This window comes from Streptomyces sp. NPDC004435 (assembly GCF_042873895.1).
GTDB lineage: Bacteria > Actinomycetota > Actinomycetes > Streptomycetales > Streptomycetaceae > Streptomyces.
In genome coordinates this window covers 1-21414 of sequence record NZ_JBIAMB010000003.1, presented here as the reverse complement: position 1 = coordinate 21414, position 21414 = coordinate 1, and the positions used below count along the sequence as shown (strand labels likewise).

Annotated in this window: 15 protein-coding genes and 1 pseudogene; 4 read left to right on the top strand and 12 right to left on the bottom strand. The window is 74.2% G+C overall.

Annotated features, from left to right (window positions below; translation table 11 throughout):
* The 6 genes from asnB to ACFYT9_RS05600 form a co-directional block, all read right to left on the bottom strand.
* Positions 1 to 1935: an asparagine synthase (glutamine-hydrolyzing) gene (gene asnB, locus ACFYT9_RS05625; RefSeq protein WP_389161129.1), complete on the bottom strand. Its 1935-nt coding sequence runs from the start codon at positions 1933 to 1935 to the stop codon at positions 1 to 3.
* Between the two features lie 2 nt (positions 1936 to 1937).
* A complete protein-coding gene (locus ACFYT9_RS05620) occupies positions 1938 to 3458 on the bottom strand; it encodes a Wzz/FepE/Etk N-terminal domain-containing protein (RefSeq protein WP_389161127.1) in 1521 nt (506 codons plus the stop codon).
* Entirely contained in the window at positions 3455 to 4864 is a 1410-nt protein-coding gene (locus ACFYT9_RS05615) for a Wzz/FepE/Etk N-terminal domain-containing protein (RefSeq protein ID WP_389161126.1), read from the bottom strand. The genes ACFYT9_RS05620 and ACFYT9_RS05615 overlap by 4 nt, the downstream gene beginning before the upstream one ends.
* Positions 4861 to 6120: a glycosyltransferase family 4 protein gene (locus ACFYT9_RS05610; protein ID WP_389161124.1), complete on the bottom strand. Its 1260-nt coding sequence runs from the start codon at positions 6118 to 6120 to the stop codon at positions 4861 to 4863. Before ACFYT9_RS05610 ends, ACFYT9_RS05615 begins: the two co-directional genes overlap by 4 nt.
* Complete coding sequence (locus ACFYT9_RS05605) at positions 6110 to 7426, bottom strand: nucleotide sugar dehydrogenase (protein WP_376595365.1); 1317 nt, start codon at positions 7424 to 7426, stop codon at positions 6110 to 6112. The genes ACFYT9_RS05610 and ACFYT9_RS05605 overlap by 11 nt, the downstream gene beginning before the upstream one ends.
* 79 nt (positions 7427 to 7505) lie before the next feature.
* Entirely contained in the window at positions 7506 to 8984 is a 1479-nt protein-coding gene (locus ACFYT9_RS05600) for a sugar transferase (RefSeq protein ID WP_389161122.1), read from the bottom strand.
* Between the two features lie 953 nt (positions 8985 to 9937).
* Between ACFYT9_RS05600 and ACFYT9_RS05595 the strand changes: the two genes are divergently transcribed.
* Positions 9938 to 10846: a SigB/SigF/SigG family RNA polymerase sigma factor gene (locus ACFYT9_RS05595; protein ID WP_389161121.1), complete on the top strand. Its 909-nt coding sequence runs from the start codon at positions 9938 to 9940 to the stop codon at positions 10844 to 10846.
* A 9-nt stretch (positions 10847 to 10855) separates the two neighbouring features.
* Positions 10856 to 11245: a VOC family protein gene (locus ACFYT9_RS05590; protein ID WP_389161645.1), complete on the top strand. Its 390-nt coding sequence runs from the start codon at positions 10856 to 10858 to the stop codon at positions 11243 to 11245.
* Positions 11246 to 11279: 34 nt separating this feature from the next.
* Here the strand turns inward: ACFYT9_RS05590 and ACFYT9_RS05585 are convergent, their stop codons facing one another.
* The 6 genes from ACFYT9_RS05585 to ACFYT9_RS05560 form a co-directional block, all read right to left on the bottom strand.
* On the bottom strand, positions 11280 to 13655 hold the full coding sequence (locus ACFYT9_RS05585) for a SpoIIE family protein phosphatase (RefSeq protein WP_389161119.1): 2376 nt from the start codon (positions 13653 to 13655) through the stop codon (positions 11280 to 11282).
* Positions 13656 to 13765: 110 nt separating this feature from the next.
* Positions 13766 to 14854: a zinc-binding dehydrogenase gene (locus tag ACFYT9_RS05580; protein ID WP_389161118.1), complete on the bottom strand. Its 1089-nt coding sequence runs from the start codon at positions 14852 to 14854 to the stop codon at positions 13766 to 13768.
* A gap of 38 nt (positions 14855 to 14892) precedes the next feature.
* The gene (gene phnE / locus ACFYT9_RS05575) at positions 14893 to 15714 is read right to left on the bottom strand and encodes a phosphonate ABC transporter, permease protein PhnE (protein ID WP_376595371.1); all 822 of its coding nucleotides are present in this window, start codon (positions 15712 to 15714) and stop codon (positions 14893 to 14895) included.
* Positions 15711 to 16424, bottom strand: coding sequence for a phosphonate ABC transporter ATP-binding protein (locus ACFYT9_RS05570; protein WP_389161117.1), 714 nt, complete (start codon positions 16422 to 16424; stop codon positions 15711 to 15713). The genes phnE and ACFYT9_RS05570 overlap by 4 nt, the downstream gene beginning before the upstream one ends.
* Positions 16424 to 17335 (bottom strand): phosphate/phosphite/phosphonate ABC transporter substrate-binding protein, encoded by a 912-nt coding sequence (locus tag ACFYT9_RS05565; protein ID WP_387272562.1) that lies wholly within the window; start codon positions 17333 to 17335, stop codon positions 16424 to 16426. Before ACFYT9_RS05565 ends, ACFYT9_RS05570 begins: the two co-directional genes overlap by 1 nt.
* A 238-nt stretch (positions 17336 to 17573) precedes the next feature.
* Positions 17574 to 19670 carry an alkaline phosphatase D family protein gene (locus ACFYT9_RS05560; protein ID WP_389161115.1) on the bottom strand — a complete coding sequence of 699 codons (2097 nt, stop codon included), beginning with the start codon at positions 19668 to 19670 and terminating at the stop codon, positions 17574 to 17576.
* A 161-nt stretch (positions 19671 to 19831) separates the two neighbouring features.
* Here ACFYT9_RS05560 and ACFYT9_RS05555 point away from each other — a divergent pair, with 161 nt between their 5' ends.
* Together ACFYT9_RS05555 and ACFYT9_RS05550 are read left to right on the top strand one after the other, a co-directional pair.
* Complete coding sequence (locus ACFYT9_RS05555; RefSeq protein ID WP_389161113.1) at positions 19832 to 20560, top strand: GntR family transcriptional regulator; 729 nt, start codon at positions 19832 to 19834, stop codon at positions 20558 to 20560.
* A gap of 361 nt (positions 20561 to 20921) precedes the next feature.
* Positions 20922 to 21414: pseudogene (locus tag ACFYT9_RS05550) on the top strand (hypothetical protein); the annotation flags it as partial.

Below are 21414 nucleotides of genomic sequence, written 5' to 3'. Positions count from 1 at the left end.
CTACGCGTTCGAGTCGGCGTGCCGGACGGACCCGGAGGTCGCCTCGCGGTACCAGTGTTCGAGGGTCAGCACGTGCCAGAGGTGCTTGGAGTAGTCGCCGTGCCCGGCCGCGTCCGCCGCGACCATGCGCGCCAGCGCGTCGCGGCGCAGCAGCCCGGAGCCGACGAGGACGCCGTCGTGCACCACCTCGCGCACCAGCGGCGCCAGGTCCCGGCTCATCCAGGCCCGCAGCGGGGCGCTGAAGAGGCCCTTGGGCCGGTACACGATCTCCCGGGGCAGGACCGTGGCGGCCGCCTCCTTGAGGACGGCCTTGCCCTGCCGTCCGACGATCTTGCGGTCGCCGGGCACGGCGAACGCCGCCCGGACCACCTCGACGTCCACGTACGGCACCCGCACCTCGGTCGACGCGGCCATGCTCGACCGGTCGGTGTAGGCGAGGTTCAGGCCCGGCAGGAACATCCGCGCGTCGCCCAGGCACATCCGGTTGACGAAGTCGTCGAGGTCGTTGTCCTCGTAGACGTCCGCGTGCTCGGTCAGCACGTCGTCGACCGTCCCGGCCAGGTCGGGATCGACCAGCGCGAGCAGCTCGGCCCGGTCGTACATGGTGTAGCTGCGGCGGAAGGCCGTCTCCTCCGGCAGGTCCGCGAAGGAGAGGAACCGCTTGGCGAACCGCACCGACCGGTAGCCGCGCCGGGCCGAGGCGACCGGCAGCCGGTCCACTGCGGCGGACACACCGCGCCGCAGCGGCCGGGGGACCCGCTGGTAGCGCAGCGCCAGCAGGTTGGCCAGGTGCTTGCGGTAGCCGGCGAACAGCTCGTCGGCCCCCATCCCCGAGAGCATCACCTTGACCCCGGCCTCCCGGGCGGCCGAGCAGATCAGATAGGTGTTGATCGCGGCGGGGTCGCCGATCGGCTCGTCCAGGTGGTACGTCATCCGGGGCAGCAGATCGAGCACGTCCGGCGCGATCTCGATCTCGTGCAGGTCGACGCCGTACCGCGCGGCGACCTTCCGGGCGTATCCCAGGTCGTCCGGCATCGCCTCGAAGCGGGCGTCCTCGGCGCGGAACCCGATCGTGTAGGCGGAGATCCCCGGCCGCTCCCGGGCCGCGAGCGCGGTCAGATAGCTGGAGTCCAGACCGCCGGAGAGGAAGGTCGCCACGGGCACGTCGGAGAGCAGGTGGCGCCGGGTGGAATCCTCCACCACGGCGGCGAGGTCCGGCAGTTCGCCGGAGCGGGCCCGCTCCCGGCCCTCGGCGGCCACGTCCTTCAGCCGCCAGAACGTGCCCCGCCGCTCCCGCCCGTCGGGCGTGATCCGGAGCCAGCTCCCCGGCGGCAGCTTCTCCGCCTCGCGGTAGGCGCACCGCGAGTCCGGCACCCAGTAGTAGAGCAGCGAGGCCACCAGCGCCGCCTTGTCCACCTCCAGGCCGCCGCCGGTCGCGGCGGCGAGCGCCTTGAGCTCGGAGGCGAAGACCAGCCCTCCGCCGCGCCGGAGCAGGAACAGCGGCTTGACGCCGAGCTGGTCGCGGGCGAGCACCAGCTCACCGCTCCGCTCGTCGAAGATCCCGAAGGCGAACATGCCGCGCAGCCGGGGCAGGCAGTCGGTGCCCCACCGCCGCCACGCCTCCAGCAGCACCTCGGTGTCGGAGGTGCCGCGGAACCGCACCCCGGCCGCCGCCAGTTCGGCGCGCAGCTCCGGCGCGTTGTACAGCTCGCCGTTGTAGGTCAGGACCAGGCCGTCCGAGACCATCGGCTGGGCGCCGGTGGGGGAGAGGTCCACGACGGCCAGCCGGCGGTGGCCCAGGTGGACCTCGCCGTCCCCGGCCGCGTGGCCGTACCGGCCCGCCCCGTCGGGGCCGCGGTGGGCGAGGACGTCGGTGAGCCGGTCGGTGACGGCCTTCCCGTCCGGCCACCGGTAGGTACCCGCGATGCCACACATGTCTACCGCGCCTCCTGTTCGCTGTCGGGGACCCTCGCCGCCCACTTCGGCAGCCGCTCGATCCGAGGCCTGCCGACCTCGTGCTGCCGGGACGTCCGGCTTCCCGCGCCGCGCGGCGGGGAGGGCGGCGCGTCCCAGAGGGTGCCGTCGGTCCGGTCCCGGGGGTCGGGGTCGATCAGCACCACGCCGATCACCTCGATGTGCTGTTCGGCGAGCTGCCGGGCCACGGTGTGCAGCCACGCCGCGCTGCCGTGCCCGGCCCGCACCACGAGCACCGTCCGTGTGCCGAGGTACGGCAGGTCGGTCCACGAGGTGCCGGGCGCCACCGAGCCGACGCCGAGCCGGAGTTCCCGCCGTGCACCGGCCGTGGCGTCCTGCGCGCCGACCACCACCGGCCCGCCCGGCCTCGGCCGCCGGCCGGCGAGCCGCGCGTCGGGCAGACCGTCGACGACGACCGCCGGACGCTCCGCCGGCAGGGCCGCGGCGAGGTCCAGGGCGAGCCCGCCCGCCGCCCGCGCGCAGCCCAGCTCCAGCAGCGACACCGGCTCCGCCGAGTCGCGCACGGTGCGGGCCAGGGATACCGTGAGCCGCGCCTGGGCCGCCCGGATCCGCCGGCGCCGCCACAAGCCACGTGTCGCCCGGGGGAGTTCGGCGATCACCGAGGCTCCCAGATGCGCGGCGACGTCCCGGCGCAGCACCGGCCGGTCCGCCACCACCGTGCCGACCGCCGCCACCGCGAGCCCCAGGGCGAGACCGAGGGCCAGGCCGATCCCGGCGTTCGTGGCGGCCGTCGCGGGCACCGAGTGCCGTACGGCGCGGGGCGCGTCCACGATCTGGGTGCCGGCGACGAGCCGGGGCGTCCCGACCCGCGCCTGCGCCGCGCGCTGGCCGAACTCGGTGATCTGTGACGTCAGTTCGGCGCGCCGGGCGAACAGCGACTCCCGGTCCGCCGAAGCCCCCGACCCGCTCTCCGGCGTGTCGTCGCCGATCGCCCTGTTGACCTCCGCGAGCTCGTCCCGCAGCCGGTCCCGCTGGTCGAGCAGGGTCCGCGCCTCGGCGTCCGCCGCCTCCCGCAGGCGCCGCACGTGGTCCTCGACGAACGCGTCGGCCACCGCCCTGACCCGGGCCACCGCTTCGGCCTCGCCGTCACCGGTCGCCTCGATCTGGAGCACGTTGTTGGTCAGCCCGCTGCCCTCGTACTCCTTCATGAAGTCCTCCGGCTTCTCCGGCGACCCGAGGGCCTCCAGGGCCCGGCCCGCGATCCGCGTGGTGTGCAGCAGCGCGACATCGGTGCGGATCAGCGTCCCGGGGTCGGTCGGCTGGTCCTCCTGGTGCGCGACGAGCACCTTCGTGACCGCGGTCGGCTCCGGCGGCAGCAGGACGGCCGTCCCCGCGCCGCCGACGAGACCGAGCAGGGCCATGGAGCCCCAGAGGCGCCGCCGCCTGCGGACCGTCACCACCAGCGTGTGCAGGTCGAGGAGCGGAGCGGCGGGCGCCGGCTCCGGGGTGGTACGCGTCGTCACCGTGCGGCCTCCGCGGTCTCGTCCGGGACCGGACGCGCGGGGACGGCGGCCCGCCGCCCCGCCGACCGCGCCGGGCGGGTCCTGACCAGGCCGGCGAGGACGACGCCGACGAGCTCGTGTCCGCCGTCGGCGCACGCCTCGGCGATCCCGGCGAGTTCTGCCGCCGTCCAGGCGCCTGCGCCGAGCACGATCAGCGCGCCGGACTCGTCGTCGCGGTCCGGCACCATCGGCCGGTCCACCGGCACCTCGACCACCCGCAGCGAGGGCCCCTCCGCGGCCGAGGCGGCCTCGGCGGCGAGGCGCCCGGCCGCCCGTCGGGCGGTCCCGTCACCGTCCGGGACGACGACGAGCAGCCGCGCCCCGGCCGGCGACCCGTCCCGCAGGCGGGCGCACACCCGCCGGTAGCGGACGAGCCGGCCCGCCTCGTCCCCGGAGACGTACGGGACGGGCACGTCCCACCGGACGTCGAGGCCGAGCGGCCGGCGGAGCCACGCCCCCGCACCCCGGCCCTCCTCCCGGGGCTCGGACGATTCACCCGGGGCTCGGCCTTCCTCGCTGCTCCCGGCCCGCTCACCCGGTACGTCGACGGTGCCGAGGACCGGCGTGCCCAGCGCCGCCGCGACCTCCGGCTCGGTCCGCAGCCGGCGGCTCACCCGCGCGGCGGCGAGGTGGCCGACGACCGCGAGCAGGAAGAAGAGGAGCGCTCCGGCCGCGACGAGCTGCGCCCGCGTCGGCGGCGTCTCGCCCTTCGGCCGGGCCGCCGCCCCCATCACGACCATGTTGGCCTTGCCCGCGGTCGGCGCGGCCTGCTCCAGCTTGTCCATGGCCCCCTGGAGGGAGGTGTTCAGCTTCGCGAGCTCGGTGCGGGTCTGCACGCTCTCCACGGACCTGCCGGGACCGGCCGCGTCGGCCAGCTCGGTGACGCGGCGGCCGGTCCGCTCCACCGCCTGCCGCAGCGCCCGGAGCCGCGCCGCCGCCTCCGGGTCGGCGTCGTCGCCGACGATCCGGGTCGCGAAGCCGACGAACTCCCGGGCCACCAGGTCGGAGAGCCGCTGCGCGCCCTCCGGGGTGCCGGCCGTGCCCGAGATCTTGATGATGTTCCCGTCCGCCGCCTCGGCCCGTACCCGCTCGCGCAGTTCGTCCCCGACCGGCCCGGTCCCGCCGAGCCCGGCGGACACCCGGTCGAGGACCACCGAACTGGTCGCGACCTGCGTCTGCGTCAGCAGCTCGCGCTCCTCCCACGCCCCGGGCAGCAGCACCGACGCCGACGTCGTGTACCGCGGCGGGACGAGGAGCGAGGTGCCGTACCCGGCGAGCGCGCCCAGCACGGCGAGGAGGGTGAGGAGCCGTCCGCGCCGACGGATAATCCGCCCGATCGTGACCAGGCGTATCGTGTCGTCGCTCAACGGCGCGGCCTCCCCGCCCGGTCGGCGCCGCCCGCCGCCGGGCCCCGGTCGCCGCAGGCCGCGGCGTACGCGGCGAGCAGCGCCTCCTGGGAGTTCCGCCAGGACAGCGGCCCGTGGATCCGCTCCTGGCCGATCTTCCCCATCCGGGCCCGCTGCTCCGGATCGTCCATCAGTCCCGCGATCAGCGCGGCGAACGCGGCCTCGTCGTTCGCGGGGGCGTACACGGCGGCCTCACCGGCGGAGACGCGCGCCTCCCTGAGGTCGAAGGAGACGATCGGCCGGCCCATCACCATGTACTCCAGGACCTTGTTCATCGTCGACACGTCGTTGAGCGGATTGCGCGGGTCGGGGGAGAGGCACACGTCGGCGCTGCACAGCCACCGCACCAGCTCCGCGTCGGGGACGCGCCCGGTGAACTCCACGTGCTCCGCGATCCCGAGCCGCCCGGCCAGCCGCACCATCGCGTCGAAGGTGTCCCCGGCGCCGACGAACACCGCGTGCCAGTCGGTCCGCCCGAGTTCGTCCCGCAGCTTCGCCAGCGCCCGCAGCGCGTAGTCGACGCCGTCCTGCGGGCCCATCACGCCGAGGTAGCACAGCAGATGGGGCTTGCCGCGCTTCAGCTCCGGCTCGGGCGGCACCGGCCGGAAGCGGTCGGTGTCCGGCGCGCTGCGCACCACGAACACGTCCTCCGGCCGCCGCCCGCCCCGGCGCACGGCCACGTCCCGGTAGCTCTCGTTCGTGGCGAGCACCACGTCCGAGGCCCAATACGTCATCCGCTCCAGCGCGCACACCCCCCGGTACAGCAGGTCCTCGCCGCGTCCGAACCGGGACAGGTAGAGCTCGGGGACCAGGTCGTGCTGGTCGAAGACGAACCGCGCCCCCCGCCGCTTGAGCCACAGGGCGGGCAGGAACAGCAGGTCCGGCGGGTTGCAGGCGTGCACGACGTCGACGGGGCCGACCTTCCGCGCCAGCCGGACGGTGTGCCACAGCGCCGATCCGTACTCCCGCAGGTAGCCGGCCGGACCTCCGGTGGCCGCGCGCAGCGGGTAGCGGTGGATCCGCACCCCGTCGATCACCGCCTCCGGCTCCGTGTCCCGCTTGCTGCCCCGGGGACAGATGACGTGCACCTCCCAGCCCGCGTCGCGCAGCGTCGTGCACTCCTGCCACACGCGCCGGTCGAACGGCACCGAAAGGTTCTCCACCAGGATCAGCGCGCGCCGGTGTGCCCGGTCGCCGCTGGTCGAGTCACCACGCAAGGCCCACGTACCCCGGTTCGGTCCGGCGCGCGTCGGCGTCGGGAAGTCGGACGAGATCGATGATCAGCGGGGTGCCGCCCCGGGGCAGCGCCGCGAGGACGGCCGGGTCCCTGGTCCCGACCAGGACCACCTCGGCGTGGTCGAGGACCTCGCCGACGGAGTCCGCGAGCAGCCGCCCCAGGTGCGGCAGCCGGGTCTCGATGTACTCGCGGTTCGCGCCGAGCAGCCGGGCGAGGCTCACGTTGGCGTCGTGGATCCGCAGGTCGTACCCCTTGCCGAAGAGCCGCTCCGCCAGTTCGACGAGCGGGCTCTCCCGCAGGTCGTCGGTGCCGGGCTTGAAGGAGAGGCCGAAGAGGCCCACCCGGCGCCTGCCGGTGCGCTCGACCAGGTCCACCGCCCGCTGGAGGTGGTCGGCGTTGGACGGCAGCACATGGGAGAGGATCGGCACCGAGACGTCGGCCCGCTGCGCCGCGTGGACCAGGCTGCGCAGGTCCTTGGGCAGGCAGGAGCCGCCGAAGGCGAAGCCGGGCCGCAGATAGGCGGGGCTGATGTTCAGCTTGCGGTCGGCCAGGAAGACGTCGATGACCTGGTGTGAGTCGACCCCGAGCGCCCGGCACACCGCGCCCAGCTCGTTGGCGAAACCGATCTTGAGGCCGTGGAAGGCGTTGTCCGCGTACTTGATCGCCTCGGCGGTGGGGACCGGGACCCGGAACACCGCGCCGGGCAGTCCGTCGTAGAGCGCCTCCACCACGTCGCCGCTCGCCGGGTCGAGTTCGCCGACGACGGTCTTGGGCGGGTCGAAGAAGTCCCGCACGCTGGTGCCCTCGCGCAGGAACTCCGGGTTCACCGCGACCCCGACGTCCACGCCGGCCGTCCCGCCGACGTACTTCTCCAGGATCGGGACCAATAAGTTCAGGCAGGTGCCGGGGAGCATGGTGCTCCGGAAGACGACGGTGTGCCGGCCGCCGCGCTCGGCGAGCGCGGCCCCGATCTCCTCGGTGACCCGCTCCAGGTACGTGGTGCACAGACTGCCGTTGGGCTCCGACGGGGTGCCCACGCAGACCAGCGACACCTCGCTGTGCGCGATCGCCTCGCGGACGTCGGCGGTGGCGCGCAGCGCCCCGGTCCCGACCACCTCGGCGACGAGCTCGCCGATCCCCTCCTCGACCACCGGGGCCTTGCCGTCGTTCACCAGGTCGACCTTGACCTGGTTGACGTCCACCCCGACGACCTCGTGCCCCAGGCTCGCCAGGCACGCGGCCGACACGCAGCCCACGTATCCGAGCCCGAAAACGCTGACCCTCATGACGCGTTCCTCCCCCCATGCAGGCCCCACGGGCCTGCGGTCCCGGCGCCGGCGGAACGGCGACGCCGTCCCCCGCGCATCAGTACGCCCCCTGCCCGTGGAGGACCGCACGCAGCGTCTTCCACAGGATCACCGTGTCCAGGGCGAGCGACCAGTCCTCCACGTACCGCAGGTCCAGCCGGACCGTCTCCTCCCACGACAGGTCGCTCCGCCCGCTGATCTGCCACAGTCCGGTCAGCCCGGGCTTGACCAGGAGGCGCCGCCGGATGTCCGGGCCGTACGCGGCGGATTCCTCGGGCAGCGGCGGGCGCGGCCCCACCAGCGACATCGAACCGGCCAGGACGTTGAGGAGCTGCGGGAGCTCGTCGACCGAGTACCGGCGCAGCACCGCCCCCACCCGGGTCACCCGCGGGTCCCTGCGGAGCTTGAACAGCGGTCCCGCACCCTCGTTGAGTCCGGCGAGACCGGAGCGGGCCCGGTCGGCGTCGGCCACCATGGTGCGGTACTTGAGGATGGTGAACTCGCGCCCGTCCTTGCCGACCCTGCGCTGCCGGTAGAACGCCCCGCCCCGGCTGTCGGCGAGCACGAGCAGCGCGACGAGCAGCATCAGCGGCGCGAACAGGACGAGCAGGACCGCCGCGCCCAGCCGGTCGACGACCTCCTTGACCGCCCGGCGCCCGCCGGTGAAGGCCGGCATGCTGACCCGCAGCAGCGGGATCCCGAGCACCGCGTCGACGTGCAGCCGCGGCCCCGCCACCTCCATCAGCACGGGCGCCACGACCATCTCGGCGTCGCTGCCCTCCAGGTTCCAGGCGAGCCGCCGCAAGCGGTCCGGCGACCAGTGCGGGTCCGGCGTCACCGCGACGACCCGGTAGCCGTCGCGGCGCACGTGGTTCGACACGTCCGCCAGCGGCCCGACGACCGGCACCCCGTCGAGGTGGTCGCCGTCGGGCCCCGTTCCGTCCGTCGTGCACACCGCTTCCACCCGCCAGCCGAGGTGCGGGAACTTGCGGGTCCGGGTGATCAGGTCGCGCAGGGTGTCCGCGCTCCCGGCCGCGAGCACCGGCCGCAGACAGCGCCCTTCCTTGCGCTGTCTGTGCAGCCAGAGCCGGAGCAGATAGCGCGCGGTCATCGTGACCAGGGCGATCGCGGGGACGGCGACGAAGATCCAGAGCTTGATGTTCCGCGAGGTCAGGGCGATCCCGCCGAGCGCGAGCACGACGGTCGCCGCGAAGAGCGAACGGCCGAGCCGGCGGAACTCCTCCGCGCCCTGCCCGAGCACGGCCGGCGCCCACGCGCGGCCGACCGCGAGCGAGGCCAGCACCAGCAGATGGGTGCCGAAGGCCAGGAAGCCCCACTTCTCATGCCAGTCGGCGGCGTCCCTGACCCCGAAGAAGTCGCCGATCGCGGTCACCACGACGGCGGTGGTCACGGTGTCGCTGATGATGACGGTACGGCGGTAGCGCTGTTCCCACTCGACGGCGGGCTGGTCGATGGTCCCGCCCGCCGGACGCTCGCGCGTCGACGGAAACGGGCTGGCTAATCCCCCTTGCCGCACAGAACCCCCCAGGCTCCGGTGAAGTGCGTGCACGACTCACACCGGCGCGGCGGGATCACCCGCCGTGCCGGGACTCACGAAGTGCGCGGAAACCCGTGGAGACCCGGGGCGCTCCCCGCACCCGAGGTCCTCCCGGACCCGAAGAACCGAACATTCCCCCACGACTGGTACCGGGGGAGCCCTTGCTGGTGGTGCATGGCGCCGGACATGAAGGGCACGAGTGGTCGCCGAGTGCCCGATCGGCTGAAGCATGGTCAATCTAGAGCATCGGCACGGGAGTTGGGGCGAGAGTGTGGGCGAATTGTGGTCAAAGTTTGAGACCGTCTCCACGGTCTCGCCGCCACCGCTTTCGGCGGGGGACGGGGGCGGCGGCGGGCCTCGGTGGCCGGTGGGGGAACGGCCGGTCGCGTCGTGGCGGGGTGCCCGCGATCCGCTCGGGCGGTGCGGCCGCCGCGAGCGCCGCGAGCTGGTCGTCGGACAGCTCGGCGGCCGGTGCCGAGAGGTTCGCCTCCAGGTCGCGCGGCCGGGTGCCGGGGAGTCGTGCCGCGCCCTCGCCCCGTGCCGCACCCGGGCGAGGGCGAGCCGCCCGCCCCCGCACCCTTCGCGGAGGCGAGCTCGGCCGGCCGCACCGCGATGGCCTGATTCCGCTCCGGGTCGCCCAGCCGGTGCGCGAAGCCGCCCGAGGCGACGATCGCGCCACCTCGTCCCGCCGTCCGGCACGGGCTCGCCGTGGGCTTCCGTGCCGGCGGGTGAGCGGACGTGTGCGGTCGGTGCCGCCCCCCTCCGATATAGGAAGCGAAATTCACGTAAAAATTGACGCATATGCCCACAAGGCGGACACTCGGGAGGGCAGGCCCTCCTTCCCGGGAGGGACGTGACGACGACAGTCGGAGACCACCCCGCCTCCCCGGAGGCGACGGCGCAGGTCCACAGGAACCGCCGAAGGAGCGCTCATGTCCACCGGCCGATCCCCGGAAACCCTCGCCCGATCCCGCGGTACGCCCCCGGCGGCCGCCGTCCGGCGGCGGGCCCTCGACGGCCTGGCCGCGCCGGAACGCCCGACCGAGGTCTCCACCGACGCCGCCCGGGCCCTCTCCGCGACCCTCTTCGCACGGCTCCGTGACCTCGACGAGGGCACCCCTGAGCACGCCTACCTCCGCAACACGCTCGTCGAACTCAACCTCAGCCTGGTCAAGTTCGCCGCACGCCGCTTCCGCGGCCGGCCCGAACCCGCCGAGGACATCGTCCAGGTCGGCACCATCGGGCTCATCAAGGCGATCGACCGCTTCGACCCCGCCCGCGGCGTCGAATTCTCCGCGTTCGCCCTGCCCACCGTCATCGGCGAGATGAAGCGCTTCTTCCGCGACACCGGCTGGACCGTGCACGTCCCCCGGCGGCTCCAGGAGCTGCGCATCGCCCTCGCCAGGGCCTCCGACGCCCTCGAACAGGACGAGGGCCACCGCCCCAGCCGCGCCGAACTCGCCGACCGCCTCCACCTCACGGAGGCCGAGATCGCGGAGGGGGAGCTGGCGGCCAAGGCCTACACCGTCCACTCCCTCGACGCCCCCGTCGGCGCCGAGGACGACGACAGCGCCCCGCAGGGCACCGTCGGCCGCCGCACCGCCGTCACGGAGCACGGCTACGAACTCGTCGACGACCTGGAGTCCCTCGCACCCCTCGTCGCCCGCCTCGACGCCCGCGACCGCGAGATCCTCGGGCTCCGCTTCGGCGAGGACCTGACCCAGGCCGAGATCGGCCTCCGGGTGGGCCTCTCCCAGATGCACGTCTCCCGCATCCTCTCCCGCATCCTCGGCGACCTCAGGAACGACCTCATGTCCGACGCCCCGCCGGGGACCCGGTAGCCGGGGGAAATCCGGTGGGCCGGGGGGAACCCGGTCCTGTACGGTGCGGCACCGCGCGACGTCATCGCGTGGGCGTTCTCGCACGCGTACGCCACCGGACCGGAGGAGACACCCCTGCGCATCGACCTCGTCGTCATCTACACCGATCGTCTCGAAGCCTGCCGCGCGTTCTACGCCGCACTGGGAGCGACCTTCGTCCGGGAGCGGCACGGCACGGGGCCGGAGCACTACGCCGCCGTCCTCGACGACGGTGCCGTCCTGGAGCTGTACCCGGCGGCCGGCCGCGCCGCGACCGGCCCGGTCCGCCTCGGCTTCGCCGCCCCCGCCGGCGCCGGCGAGGCCCGCCGCCGGGTCCTGACCGACCCCGACGGCCGTACCGTCGTCGTCACTCCCGCATGAGCGGGGGCACAGCGGCCACCCGCCGGGCGCCGGCTCACCGGGGCCGGACGGGTTCGGGCAGTTCCTGTTCCGTCCAGATCGTCTTGCCGCGGGTCGTGTAGCGGCTGCCCCAGCGGCTCGTCAGCTGGGCGACCAGGAAGAGGCCCCGGCCCCCCTCGTCCGTCACCAGGGCGCGGCGGAGCCGGGGCTGGGTGCTGCTCGGGTCCGAGACCTCGCACACCAGCACCCTGTCCCGGAAGAGGCGCACGGTGATGGGCCCGCCGGCGTACCGCATGGCGTTGGTGACGAGCTCGCTCACGATCAGCTCCGTGCTGAACAGCAGCTCGTCCAGCCCCCACTCCGTGAGCCGCGCCTGGACGTCGGCCCGTGCCTCGCTCACCGCGGCGAGGTCCGCGGGATACTCCCAGACGGCCGTGGACTCCTCGGGCACGGCGTGCGTACGCGCCAGCAGGAGGGTGATGTCGTCGCCCGGGTTCTCGGCGTGCGGGTTCCGCGCGAGCAGCGCGTCGCCGAGCGACGCCGGGCTTCCGTAGTCCCGGCCCAGGTCGGCGAGATCCGCCTTCAGCCGCTCCGACCCGGCCGCCACATCCCGCCCGAGCAACCCGTCCGTGTAGCAGACGAGCGTGCTCCCCGGCGGCAGGGTGAGCGTGGTGACCTCGAAGGGGTGGTCCCCGACGCCCAGCAGCGGCCCCGGTGTGAGCGGCACGAAGGCCACCTCGCCCGCCGGGGTGACGAGGGCGGGCGGCGGATGCCCGGCGGAGGCCATCCGGCAGGTGCGGGCGACCGGATCGTAGACGGCGAACAGGCAGGAGCCGCCGACGGTGTCCGGATACTCGGCCTCGATCTGCATCCGCCGGACCAGATCGTCCAGCCGGGCCAGCAACTCGTCCGGAGGCAGGTCGAGTTCGGCGAGGGTCTGGACGGCGGTGCGCAGCCGGGCCATCGTCGCCGCCGCCTCCAGACCGTGCCCGACGACATCGCCCACGACGAGTCCGACCCGGAGCGACGACAGGTCGAAGGCGTCGTACCAGTCACCGCCCACGCTGACCGAACCGCCCGCGGGCAGATAGAAACCGGCCGTCTCGGCGGCGGTACTGCGCGTCGCCGCCGGCGGCAGCAGGCTCCGCTGGAGGACGACCGCCGTCTGGTGCTCGCGGGCGAAACGGAAGGCGTTGTCGATGGCGGTCGCGGTCCGCGCGCACAGATCGTGCATCAGCCGGATGTCGGTCTCGTCGAAGGGCGTCGCGCCGCAGGTGCGGTACACCGCCGCGTAGCCGAAGAACCGCCCTCGCCGGTAGAGCGGGCAGCCCAGCGAGGCGTGCGTGCCCTCGGGCAGGAAGCGGGCGATCCGCTCCGGGTCGTCGCCCAGGATCCGCCGGGCCTGCTCCGCGTCGGCGACGAGCACGTCCCCGACGAACTTGGCCGCGATCTCCGGTGTCTCCGCCACCCGCGGGATCGCCTCGCCCACCTGGATCAGCCGGGCCGGCCACGGGCCGTCGGAGGTCCGCACCGCCACCCGGCGCGGCGCCGACGCCTCCTGGCCCGGATAGCCGGGCACCGGGTCGCGGCCCTCCAGCACGTCCTCGGGATAGTCGACCGTCGCGTGATCGCCCAGCGCCGGCACCAGCACCCGGGTGAGGTCCTGCGCCACCTGGACCACGTCGAGGGACTGCCCGATCTCGAACGCCCTGCGGTACGCGGCGTCCAGGTGCGGGCCCGCCCTCGCCACCCGGGACGCCTCGACCATCACGCCCCGGGGCGTCCCGAGCACGTCGTCGATGCGGAAGCACGACACGGACAGCCCCGCCGCGCCGTCTCCCGGTCCCAGCTCGTAGACCCGCCCGGCGAGCGGGACCCCGGTGGCCGCCACGTCCTCGAACGCCTCCCCGGCGGTACCGCCCCCGTCCCGGGCGGCCAGCCGGGACAGCCAGTCCTCGGCGGCCCCCGGAGGGCGGAGCGCCTCCATGGCCCCGTTGGTCCGCACGAGCCGTCCGGTGATGTCGTACTGCGCGACGCCGATGCCGTCCTGCGCCAGCAGCGCCCGCGCGATGTCCCGGTCCTGGTCCCAGCCGCAGACCTCGTCGGGCACCAGCGCCAGGACCAGCCGCTCGGCGGAACCGTCCGCGCCGGAGACCCGGACGTCCGCCTCCACCACCCGGCCCGACCGGTGCCGCAGCCGCGCCGGCCGTCCGGCGGGGGCGCCGTCGAGGTCGGCCGCCACCTCGCCCAGGACCTCATGGGCGGGCCGGCCCGTCACCTCCTCGCCGGTCCAGCCGAGCAGCCGCTGCGCGGCCCTCGACCACCACACGATCCGGCCGTCGGCGTCGAGCAGGGCCGCCGCGACACCGGCGAGCGGCGACCCGCCTCGTGGCCGGGGTTCGGCGTTCTCCGCCGGGTTGCTCGGTCCCACGCGGCCTCCTCGTCGGCCAGGGGGTGTCCGGCCCTGCTGTCAGGATGCGCCCGCGGGGCAAGGTGAGCACGCCGGGACACGGCAGATCGTCACACTCGGCTACCTTTTCGTCACTCCGTGTCCATGTGGAGGGCGACGCGCGGCGCCGTTCCGGCCCGGGCGGCGGCGACGGCCGCGTCGATCTCGCCCAGCGGCAGCGCCGGCGACACCAGAGCGGCGAACAGCCCCTGGACCGGGGTCCGCGCCAGGAAGCGCACCGCCTCGGCCAGGTCGTCCACCGTGTAGTTGTGGGTGCCGACGACGCGCGAGAGGTTGCGCACGAAGGCCTCGGGCGCGAAGTCCACGCGCGGGCCCGGCGAGACCGAGCCGACCAGCGCGACCCGCCCGTCCACGCCGACGACGTCCAGGGCCGACCGCACGGCACGGGCGCTCCCGGAGAGTTCGAGGACGACGTCGGCCCCGTACGCCTCGGCGAGCCCGGGCAGCTCGTCCGGCTCGCACGCGGCGGTGGCCCCGAACGCCAGGGCCTGCCCGCGCCGGTTCTCGTCCACGTCGCAGGCGACCACGTGCTCCGCGCCCCGGTCGCGGGCGTACGCGATCGCGGTCAGGCCGAGCATCCCGCAGCCGAGCACGACCACGGCGTCCCCGGCCGACAGCTCCGTCCGCCGGGCCGCGCAGACGACGGTGGCCGTCGCGCAGCTGGCGGGCGCCGCCACCGCGGCCGGCAGCGCCGCGGGCACCTCCACCAGACCGGTGCCCGCGAGCAGATGGCAGTGGGTGGCGAAGCCGCCGTTGAGCCGCCAGCGCCCGTCGACGGCCTCGTGCCCGTACTTGCGCAGCTCCGCGCACTTCTGCGGGACACCTCGCGTACACCGGCGGCAGGACCCGCAGGAGGCCCCGACCGTCCAGGTCACGCGCTGTCCGGGCGTGACGGGCCGGCCGTCCGCGGTCCGGACAGGCCCGGCCACCTCCTCCACGAACCCGACGGCCTCGTGGCCCAGGACCGTCGGGACCGGGGTCGGCCGGTCGCCCGCGAGGGTGTGGAGGTCGCTCCCGCACAGGGTGGCCAGCTCGACGCGGACCAGCACCTCGCCGGGCGCCAGTTCGGGGCGGGGCTGCCGGATGAGGGCGAAGCCTCCGTCGGGGCCGGACCAGACGGCCGCCGTGGGGGAGGGGGGAGGGAGAGAGGGTGCGGTCACGGGATCTCCGCCGGGAGTCGGGTGGGGGAGAGCGGCCGTCATGCGAGGCGGCGCCGGATCGCCGCCGACAGCCGGTCGACGGCCACGATCAGGACCAGGACGACGAGGATGTGGGTCAGCATCTCGTCGAACTGGAAGAGCTTGATCGACTGGTTGATGAGGAAGCCGATGCCGCCGGCGCCGACCAGGCCGAGCACCAGCGAGGACCGCACGTTGACGTCGAGCCGGTACAGGAGCAGGCCGATCAGCTGGGGTGTCACCGTCGGCAGCAGCGCGTGCGCGGCGGTCTGGATCCGAGAGGCGCCCGCCGAGCGCAGGACCTGGGCGGGGCCGGGGTCGGCGTCCTCCAGGGCCTCCGCCCAGAGCTTGCCCATCACGCCGACGTTGTGGAGCAGCAGCGCGAGCACGCCGGGGAAGGGCCCGAGCCCCACCGCCGTGACGAAGACGAGGGCGAAGACGACGTCGGGAACGGCGCGCAGGAACGACAACAGGGACCGCGCCGCCTGGTAGACCCCCTTCGACGGCGCGGTGCCGCGGGCCGCGAGCAGCGCCAGGGCCAGCGAGAGCGGCACCGAGAGGGTGGTGCCGAGCAGGCCGATCCACAGGGTGACCAGGGCGCCTTCGAGGCTGGGCCGCAGCACCTCCCAGCTCAGGTCCGGAGGAATGGCCTCGGCGAGGAAGTCCACCATGCCGCCCCAGCCCTCGGCGAGCGCGCCGAAGGACATCTCGGTGGCGTCCCAGGCCAGGACGTGGGCGGCGACGACGACGGCGGTGACCGCCGCGCCCAGGAGCGCGGCGCGCGGCCGGCGCGGCTTGGCGGGCACGGGCAGGCGCCGTACCTCGGGGGTCAGGGTGGTCATCGGACGGCCTTCAGGATCGTGGGCTGGTACAGGACTTCGACGTCGTGGCGCGGGGGCCCGTCGAGGACGACGTGTCCGTCGCGCAGGCCGACGACGCGATCGGCGTGCCGGGCGGCCAGCGAGGGCTGGTGGAGCACGGCCAGGACGGCGAGGTCCTCCTCGTGGGCGAGCTCGGCGAGCAGCCCGAGGACCTGCTCGGAGGCGGCGGGGTCGAGCGCGGAGACGGGTTCGTCGGCGAGCAGGACCCGAGGGCGCTGGCAGAGCGCCCGCGCCACCGCGACCCGCTGCTGCTGCCCGCCGGAGAGGCTGCCGGCCCGGTCGTGGGCGCGGTCGGCGAGCCCGACGCGGTCGAGGCAGGCCATCGCCTCCTCGCGCACCTCGCGCGGGAAGAGCGCGGGGACGAGCGAGTGGCGCAGCGCGAGGCGCCCGAGGGCGCCCGCGCACACGTTGTCGAGGACCGTGCGGCGCCGGACCAGATGGATGTGCTGGAAGACCATCGCGATGTCGAGCGGGTCGCAGGGCTCCCCGCCGAGCCTGACGGAGCCCGCCGCCATCGGTTCGAGGCCGGCCGCGGCACGCAGGAGGGTCGACTTGCCGGAGCCGTTGGCACCGAGCACGGCGAGCAGTTCGCCATGGGCGACGGTGACGTCCACGCCGTGCAGCACCTGCCGGTCGCCGTAGCGCACGGTGATCCCGGTGAGGGCGAGCATCAGACGTCCTTCTCGGTCAGCTTGAGGGTCTCGGCGAGGTCGAACAGCGGCTTGTACGTGGACTTGTCGACGGCGACGAGCGGGGCCGGCGGGTCGACGTCGAGCAGGGCGCCGATCTCGCCGACCTTGTCCGCCGGCAGGTTCAGCAGGGCGTCCTTGACGGCCTTCTTGAACGCCGGGTCGTGGTCGCCCCGGACGGTGATGGGGTCGTTGGGGATCGGGTCCGAGGTCCAGATCCTGGTGAACTCCGACGCGTCGAAGGTGCCGGAGGCGGTGGCGCTCGCGAGCTGCTGGGAGTTGATCTCGGCGGCCTCGACCTTGCCGTTCACCAGGGCGAGCAGCGCCTCGGGGTGGCCGCCCGCGTAGGTGACCTTGACCTCGTCCTTCTTCAGGCCCGCGTCGAGCAGTGCCTTGCGGGGGAGGGCGTCCCCGGAGGTGGAGCCGATCGAGCCGAGGGCGAGGGAACGGCCGCGCAGTCCGTCGACCGCGGTCACGGGGGAGCCCTTCGGCACCCAGATCCCGGCGGTGTAGCTGGAGAGGACGCCCTTCTGGTCGCCGAAGGAGACGAGGGCCTCGGCCTTGGCGCGCTTCTCGGCGAAGACGTAGCCGAGCGGGCCGAAGAGGGCGATGTCGAGCTTGCCGTTCTCCATGGCGAGCACCTCGGCGGAGTAGTCCTCGGTGATCGTCAGCTCGACCGGGCAGTCCAGGCTCTCCGAGAGCGCGTCCGCGAGCACCTTCGCGGCGGGGGTGAGCTTGACGGGGTCCTCGAAGGGCTCGACGCCGAAGCGGATCCGGCCGTCGGGGCAGGTGGCGGAGGCGGACTCGGAGGAGCCGTCTCCGCAGGCCGTCAGGGTGAGGGCGGCGACGAGCAGGCCGGCGAGGCCGGCGAGGGCGGGGCGGCGGGTGGGCACGATGAGCTCCGATACGCGAGGGGGAGGAGACGCGACGCGACGCGTCGGGCCGGAGTGAGGCGCGAGGTGGGGCACGAGGTGAAGCGCGAGGCGACGTGCGAGGTGAGGCACGAGGCGACGTGCGAGGTGAGGTACGGGGGTCGGCAACGGCACGCTGTCAGCCGCCGCCGACCCCGGTCAATGGCTTGTATGGACAAGTCGTCGGTTGTTCATCTGGTGGTCGGCCGGATGTTTCCCGTCACGCGCGGTGGCCCATTTCCGATGCTGTCCGGCGTACTTCGAAGAGCCGTCGGCCGTCACGGTTGATCCACGTCGCGGTGAGGGTGGGGTCGCTCACGGTGGTGTCGGCGACCAGCTTCAGGAAGGTGTGCGGCTCGACCGCGCTGTGGACCAGATGGGGGCTGGGCACGTTCAGGCTCGGGATCGTCCGGTCGTGCAGCGGGCTGACGATGAACTGCCAGAGGTCGTACCCGACGCGCGGCCCGTAGTTCAGGGCGCGGGAGACGTGGATGTCCCCGCCGACGAGGAAGCAGCCGGGGATCCGCTCGGCGGCGACGAAGTCGAGGATCGCGTCCCGCTCGTGCGCGTAGTGGCCCCAGTCGTCCGACTCGGGGTTCTGCTTGTCGTCCCAGATCATCCCCGTCGCGAGCGCCTTGAACGGGGCGGTGCTCTCCCGGAGCCGCTCCCGCAGCCACTCCCACTGCGTCCGCCCCAGACAGGTCGGCTTGGCGGGGTCGGCCCAGCTGGGCTCCGTACGGCTGAACCAGCGAGGATCGAGCAGGAACACCTCGATCGGGCCGCGCCGGAAGGAGGTGTAGACCCCTTCGCCGGCCCCGCGGTCGGTGAGCGGGACGCCCTCGTCGTCGTGACCGAAGGTGGCGTTGGCGCGGTGGTCGACGAACGCGGTGCGGTTGCTCGCCTTCCCCGCATGGTCGCCGTGCTTGTCGTTCCCGCCGAAGTCGTGGTCGTCCCACGTCGCCCACACCGGCATCGAGCGGATCAGCCGGGAGATCTCCGGCTGGACCAGGAACTCGCGGTGCTTGCGGCGGGCGACGGCGAGGTCGGAGCTGTCCACGTACGGCGTGTCGCCCAGCATCACGAAGCTGTCGCACCCCTCGTCCCGCACCCTCGTCCACACGTGGCTGGGCACCGAGGGCGCGCAGGAACCCAGGCCCATCGTGACGACGCTCGGCCGGCCCGGCGGCGGGGCGGTGGTGAACGAGCCGGTGAGCGGGGTGAAGCCGGGCGAAGGCGTGAACGGCTCGAGGGAGAACTCGTACGAGGTCCCCGGGCGCAGCCCGCAGAGGTCGACCAGCAGCGTCCGGTCGTTCGCCTCGGAAAGCTCGGTGATCACCGTACGCCGGGGCCGGGAGCCGGTACGGAAGGTGCACCGCCACACCGGGTGCACGGCGGCGTCGAGTCCCGGCCGCGCCCAGATCCTCGCGCCGGTCGTCCCGACGTGGCCGACGAGCGGCCCGGCCGGCGTCTCCGGCGGCATGGGGGTGGGCGTCACGGCGGGCGCCGTGCCGGCGCGGACCTGGCGGACGTAGCCGGCCAGCGCCGCGAAGAAGGCGACGCTGTCCTCGACGGCGGCCGCGGGCTGCACGGCGGCGCCCGAGGCGTCGAAGCACTTGTCGACGGTCAGGCTGGAGACCAGGAACCGGCCCTCGCCGTGCCGGCCCTCCAGGAGCGCGGGCGGGAAGCCGCTCGCGTCGCACGCCATCAGGACGCGCATCGAGCGCCACTCCTGGACGGTCTCCCAGCTCACGCGGATGCCCGGGGCGCGCCCGGTGAAGAGCAGGCCGCCCGCGGTCCGGAGGCCGGCCACCAGGGGGTGCCCGGGCGCGGTCGGGTGCACGGTGTCGTGGTCGGCGTCGGTCCTGACGGCCCCGAGCCCTTCCGGGAGGTACGCGGGTCGCGCGCCGAACTGGTCGGACTGCGCCAGGTCGAGGACCACGCCGCCGGCCGCGGCGAAGGCGCTCAAGGAGGCGCCGTGGGCCGCGAGGTAGGCGTCGTAGCGAGGGTCGTTGTTGGTGAAGCTGCCGAAGGCGATGAGGTCCACGGGATCCCGCTGCCCGTCCGCCGGCCGGGCGAGGTCGAGGGGGACGACCGTCACCCCCGCCCGGCGCAGCAGCTCGGCCAGGCCCGTGGCACGGGTCCACTGGTCGCGGTGTTCCAGCACGGCGGCCCGGACGGGCGCGCCGCCGTCGGCCGAGGCGGCCGGCGCGTTCGGGGGTGCGGCGGTGGCGGTGGTCGTCGCGGCGGCGGTCGCGGTCAGCGCGGCTGCGACGCCGCCCGCCAGCATCGCCCGTCTGTGGATGCCGATTTCGGCCATGGTTCGTCTCCTTGCCGGAGCGGTCGGGGGAGCGGGTACGGCAAGAACCTGACAGTCGCCCGGACCATGCGACAAGCACTTGTATGGACAAGTCACCGAGAGTTCATCCACCTGCCCGGCGGCCTCCGGATCATGCGGCGGAGGGCGGGTAGGGTCCGGACATGGCTACTCCCTTGCACCGCTCCATCGCCGACGAGCTCCGCCGCCGCATCCGTCGCGGCGACCTCGGCGTGGGTGAGTCGGTCCCGTCCGAGGCGCAGTTGTGCGAGGAGTTCTCCGCGTCACGCGGGCCGGTGCGCCAGGCGCTGGCCACCCTCAGGGACGAAGGGCTCATCGGCGGCGGCCAGGGCAAGCGGGCCACGGTCCTCGACGCCGTTCCTGCGCAGCCCTTCGAGTCCTTCCTCTCCTTCACCCGCCGGGCCGAGCTGACCGGGCACGTGCCCGGTCAGCGCCTCCAGGAGATCGCCCTGCGCCGGCCGGAGCCGGAGATCGCGGCGGCGCTGGAGACCGACCCGGACGACCTCGCCGTCCAGCTCGTGCGCCTGCGGCTGCTCGACGGGCGCCCCGCCATGCTGGAGCGCATGACGTACGTCGAGCCGGTCGGCCGCCGGCTGCTCGGCGCCGACCTGGACGCCGGGTCCATCTACGCGCTGCTGACGGCCGACGGCGTGGACCTGCACTCCGCGCGGCACACCTTCGACGCCGTGCCCGCCGACGCCCTCGACGCCCGCCTCCTCGAAGTCCCGGAAGGCTTCCCTCTGTTGCGGGAACGCCGGCTGACGACCGACTCCCAGGGCGCGCCGATCGAGTGGTCGGACGACCGCTACCGCTCCGACATCGCCACGGTGACCGTCCGCAACACCCGCAGCTCCCGCACCGCGATGCTCTGAGCCACCCCCGGACAGTCCGCCGGCCGGCCCGTCCGGCGGACCGTTCGGCGGACCGTCCCGCCCCGCCCGCTCCGTGGACGGGTGGACGCGGGGCCACGGGTGGGTGCTATCGTCCCGCCCATGCTGCACACCGCCACCCTCGCCATGATGCGAATGATGCCCCCGCCCCCGGAGGCGCTTCGCTAGCGAAGCCGTGTGCGCACAGGATGCGACGGACCCTCCGGAGACGGAGGGTCCTTTTTTGTTGCCCCGGCCCGGCCGCCGGCGCATCCCGGACCCACCCGAACCAGATGATCACGCCCAGAAGCCGCCAGACCGTATGAACCATGCCATCCCTCGACAGAACGGCGACGAACCCGTCATGTCTCTCCCCCCGGTCGTCTCGCTCACCGACTGTGCCGACCCCAACGCCCTGGCCCGCCAGTCCGCCCGGATCGCCACCCTCTTCGGCGCCACACCGACCGTCCTGCCGCTCGGCGGACCCGACCCCGAGGGCGCGGCCGCCCTCACCCTGCTCGACCTGCTCCGCTCCACCGGCCTGACCGGCGGCCCGACCCTGCCGGTCGTGCTGCTCGTCAACATCGCGCCGAGGGACGGCCACTGGCCCAACGGCGTGCCCTTCTGCTACTTCCGGTACGGCGGCAACCTGGTCGTCACCACCCTCAGCCGCCGCGTCCTCGCCCCGCTGGCGACCCGCCTCGGCGTGACGGAGGTCCAGGTCACCGACGTACGCCAGGTCCTGCAAGCCGCCGCCGACGACTGGGCCGAACTCACGCCCGCCGAGATCGAGGAGATCGCACGGACCCAGTTCCGCAGCCTCTGGTACGTACCCCTGCTCGCCCGCTGGCTCACCG

Bases quoted from the DNA above. Each gene is read 5' to 3' on its own strand.
- ACFYT9_RS05560 (WP_389161115.1), bottom strand. From the start codon at position 19,670: ATGGCCGAAATCGGCATCCACAGACGGGCGATGCTGGCGGGCGGCGTC.
- ACFYT9_RS05570 (WP_389161117.1), bottom strand. From the start codon at position 16,424: ATGCTCGCCCTCACCGGGATCACCGTGCGCTACGGCGACCGGCAGGTG.
- phnE (WP_376595371.1), bottom strand. From the start codon at position 15,714: ATGACCACCCTGACCCCCGAGGTACGGCGCCTGCCCGTGCCCGCCAAG.
- ACFYT9_RS05605 (WP_376595365.1), bottom strand. From the start codon at position 7,426: ATGAGGGTCAGCGTTTTCGGGCTCGGATACGTGGGCTGCGTGTCGGCC.
- ACFYT9_RS05595 (WP_389161121.1), top strand. From the start codon at position 9,938: ATGTCCACCGGCCGATCCCCGGAAACCCTCGCCCGATCCCGCGGTACG.
- ACFYT9_RS05555 (WP_389161113.1), top strand. From the start codon at position 19,832: ATGGCTACTCCCTTGCACCGCTCCATCGCCGACGAGCTCCGCCGCCGC.
- asnB (WP_389161129.1), bottom strand. From the start codon at position 1,935: ATGTGTGGCATCGCGGGTACCTACCGGTGGCCGGACGGGAAGGCCGTC.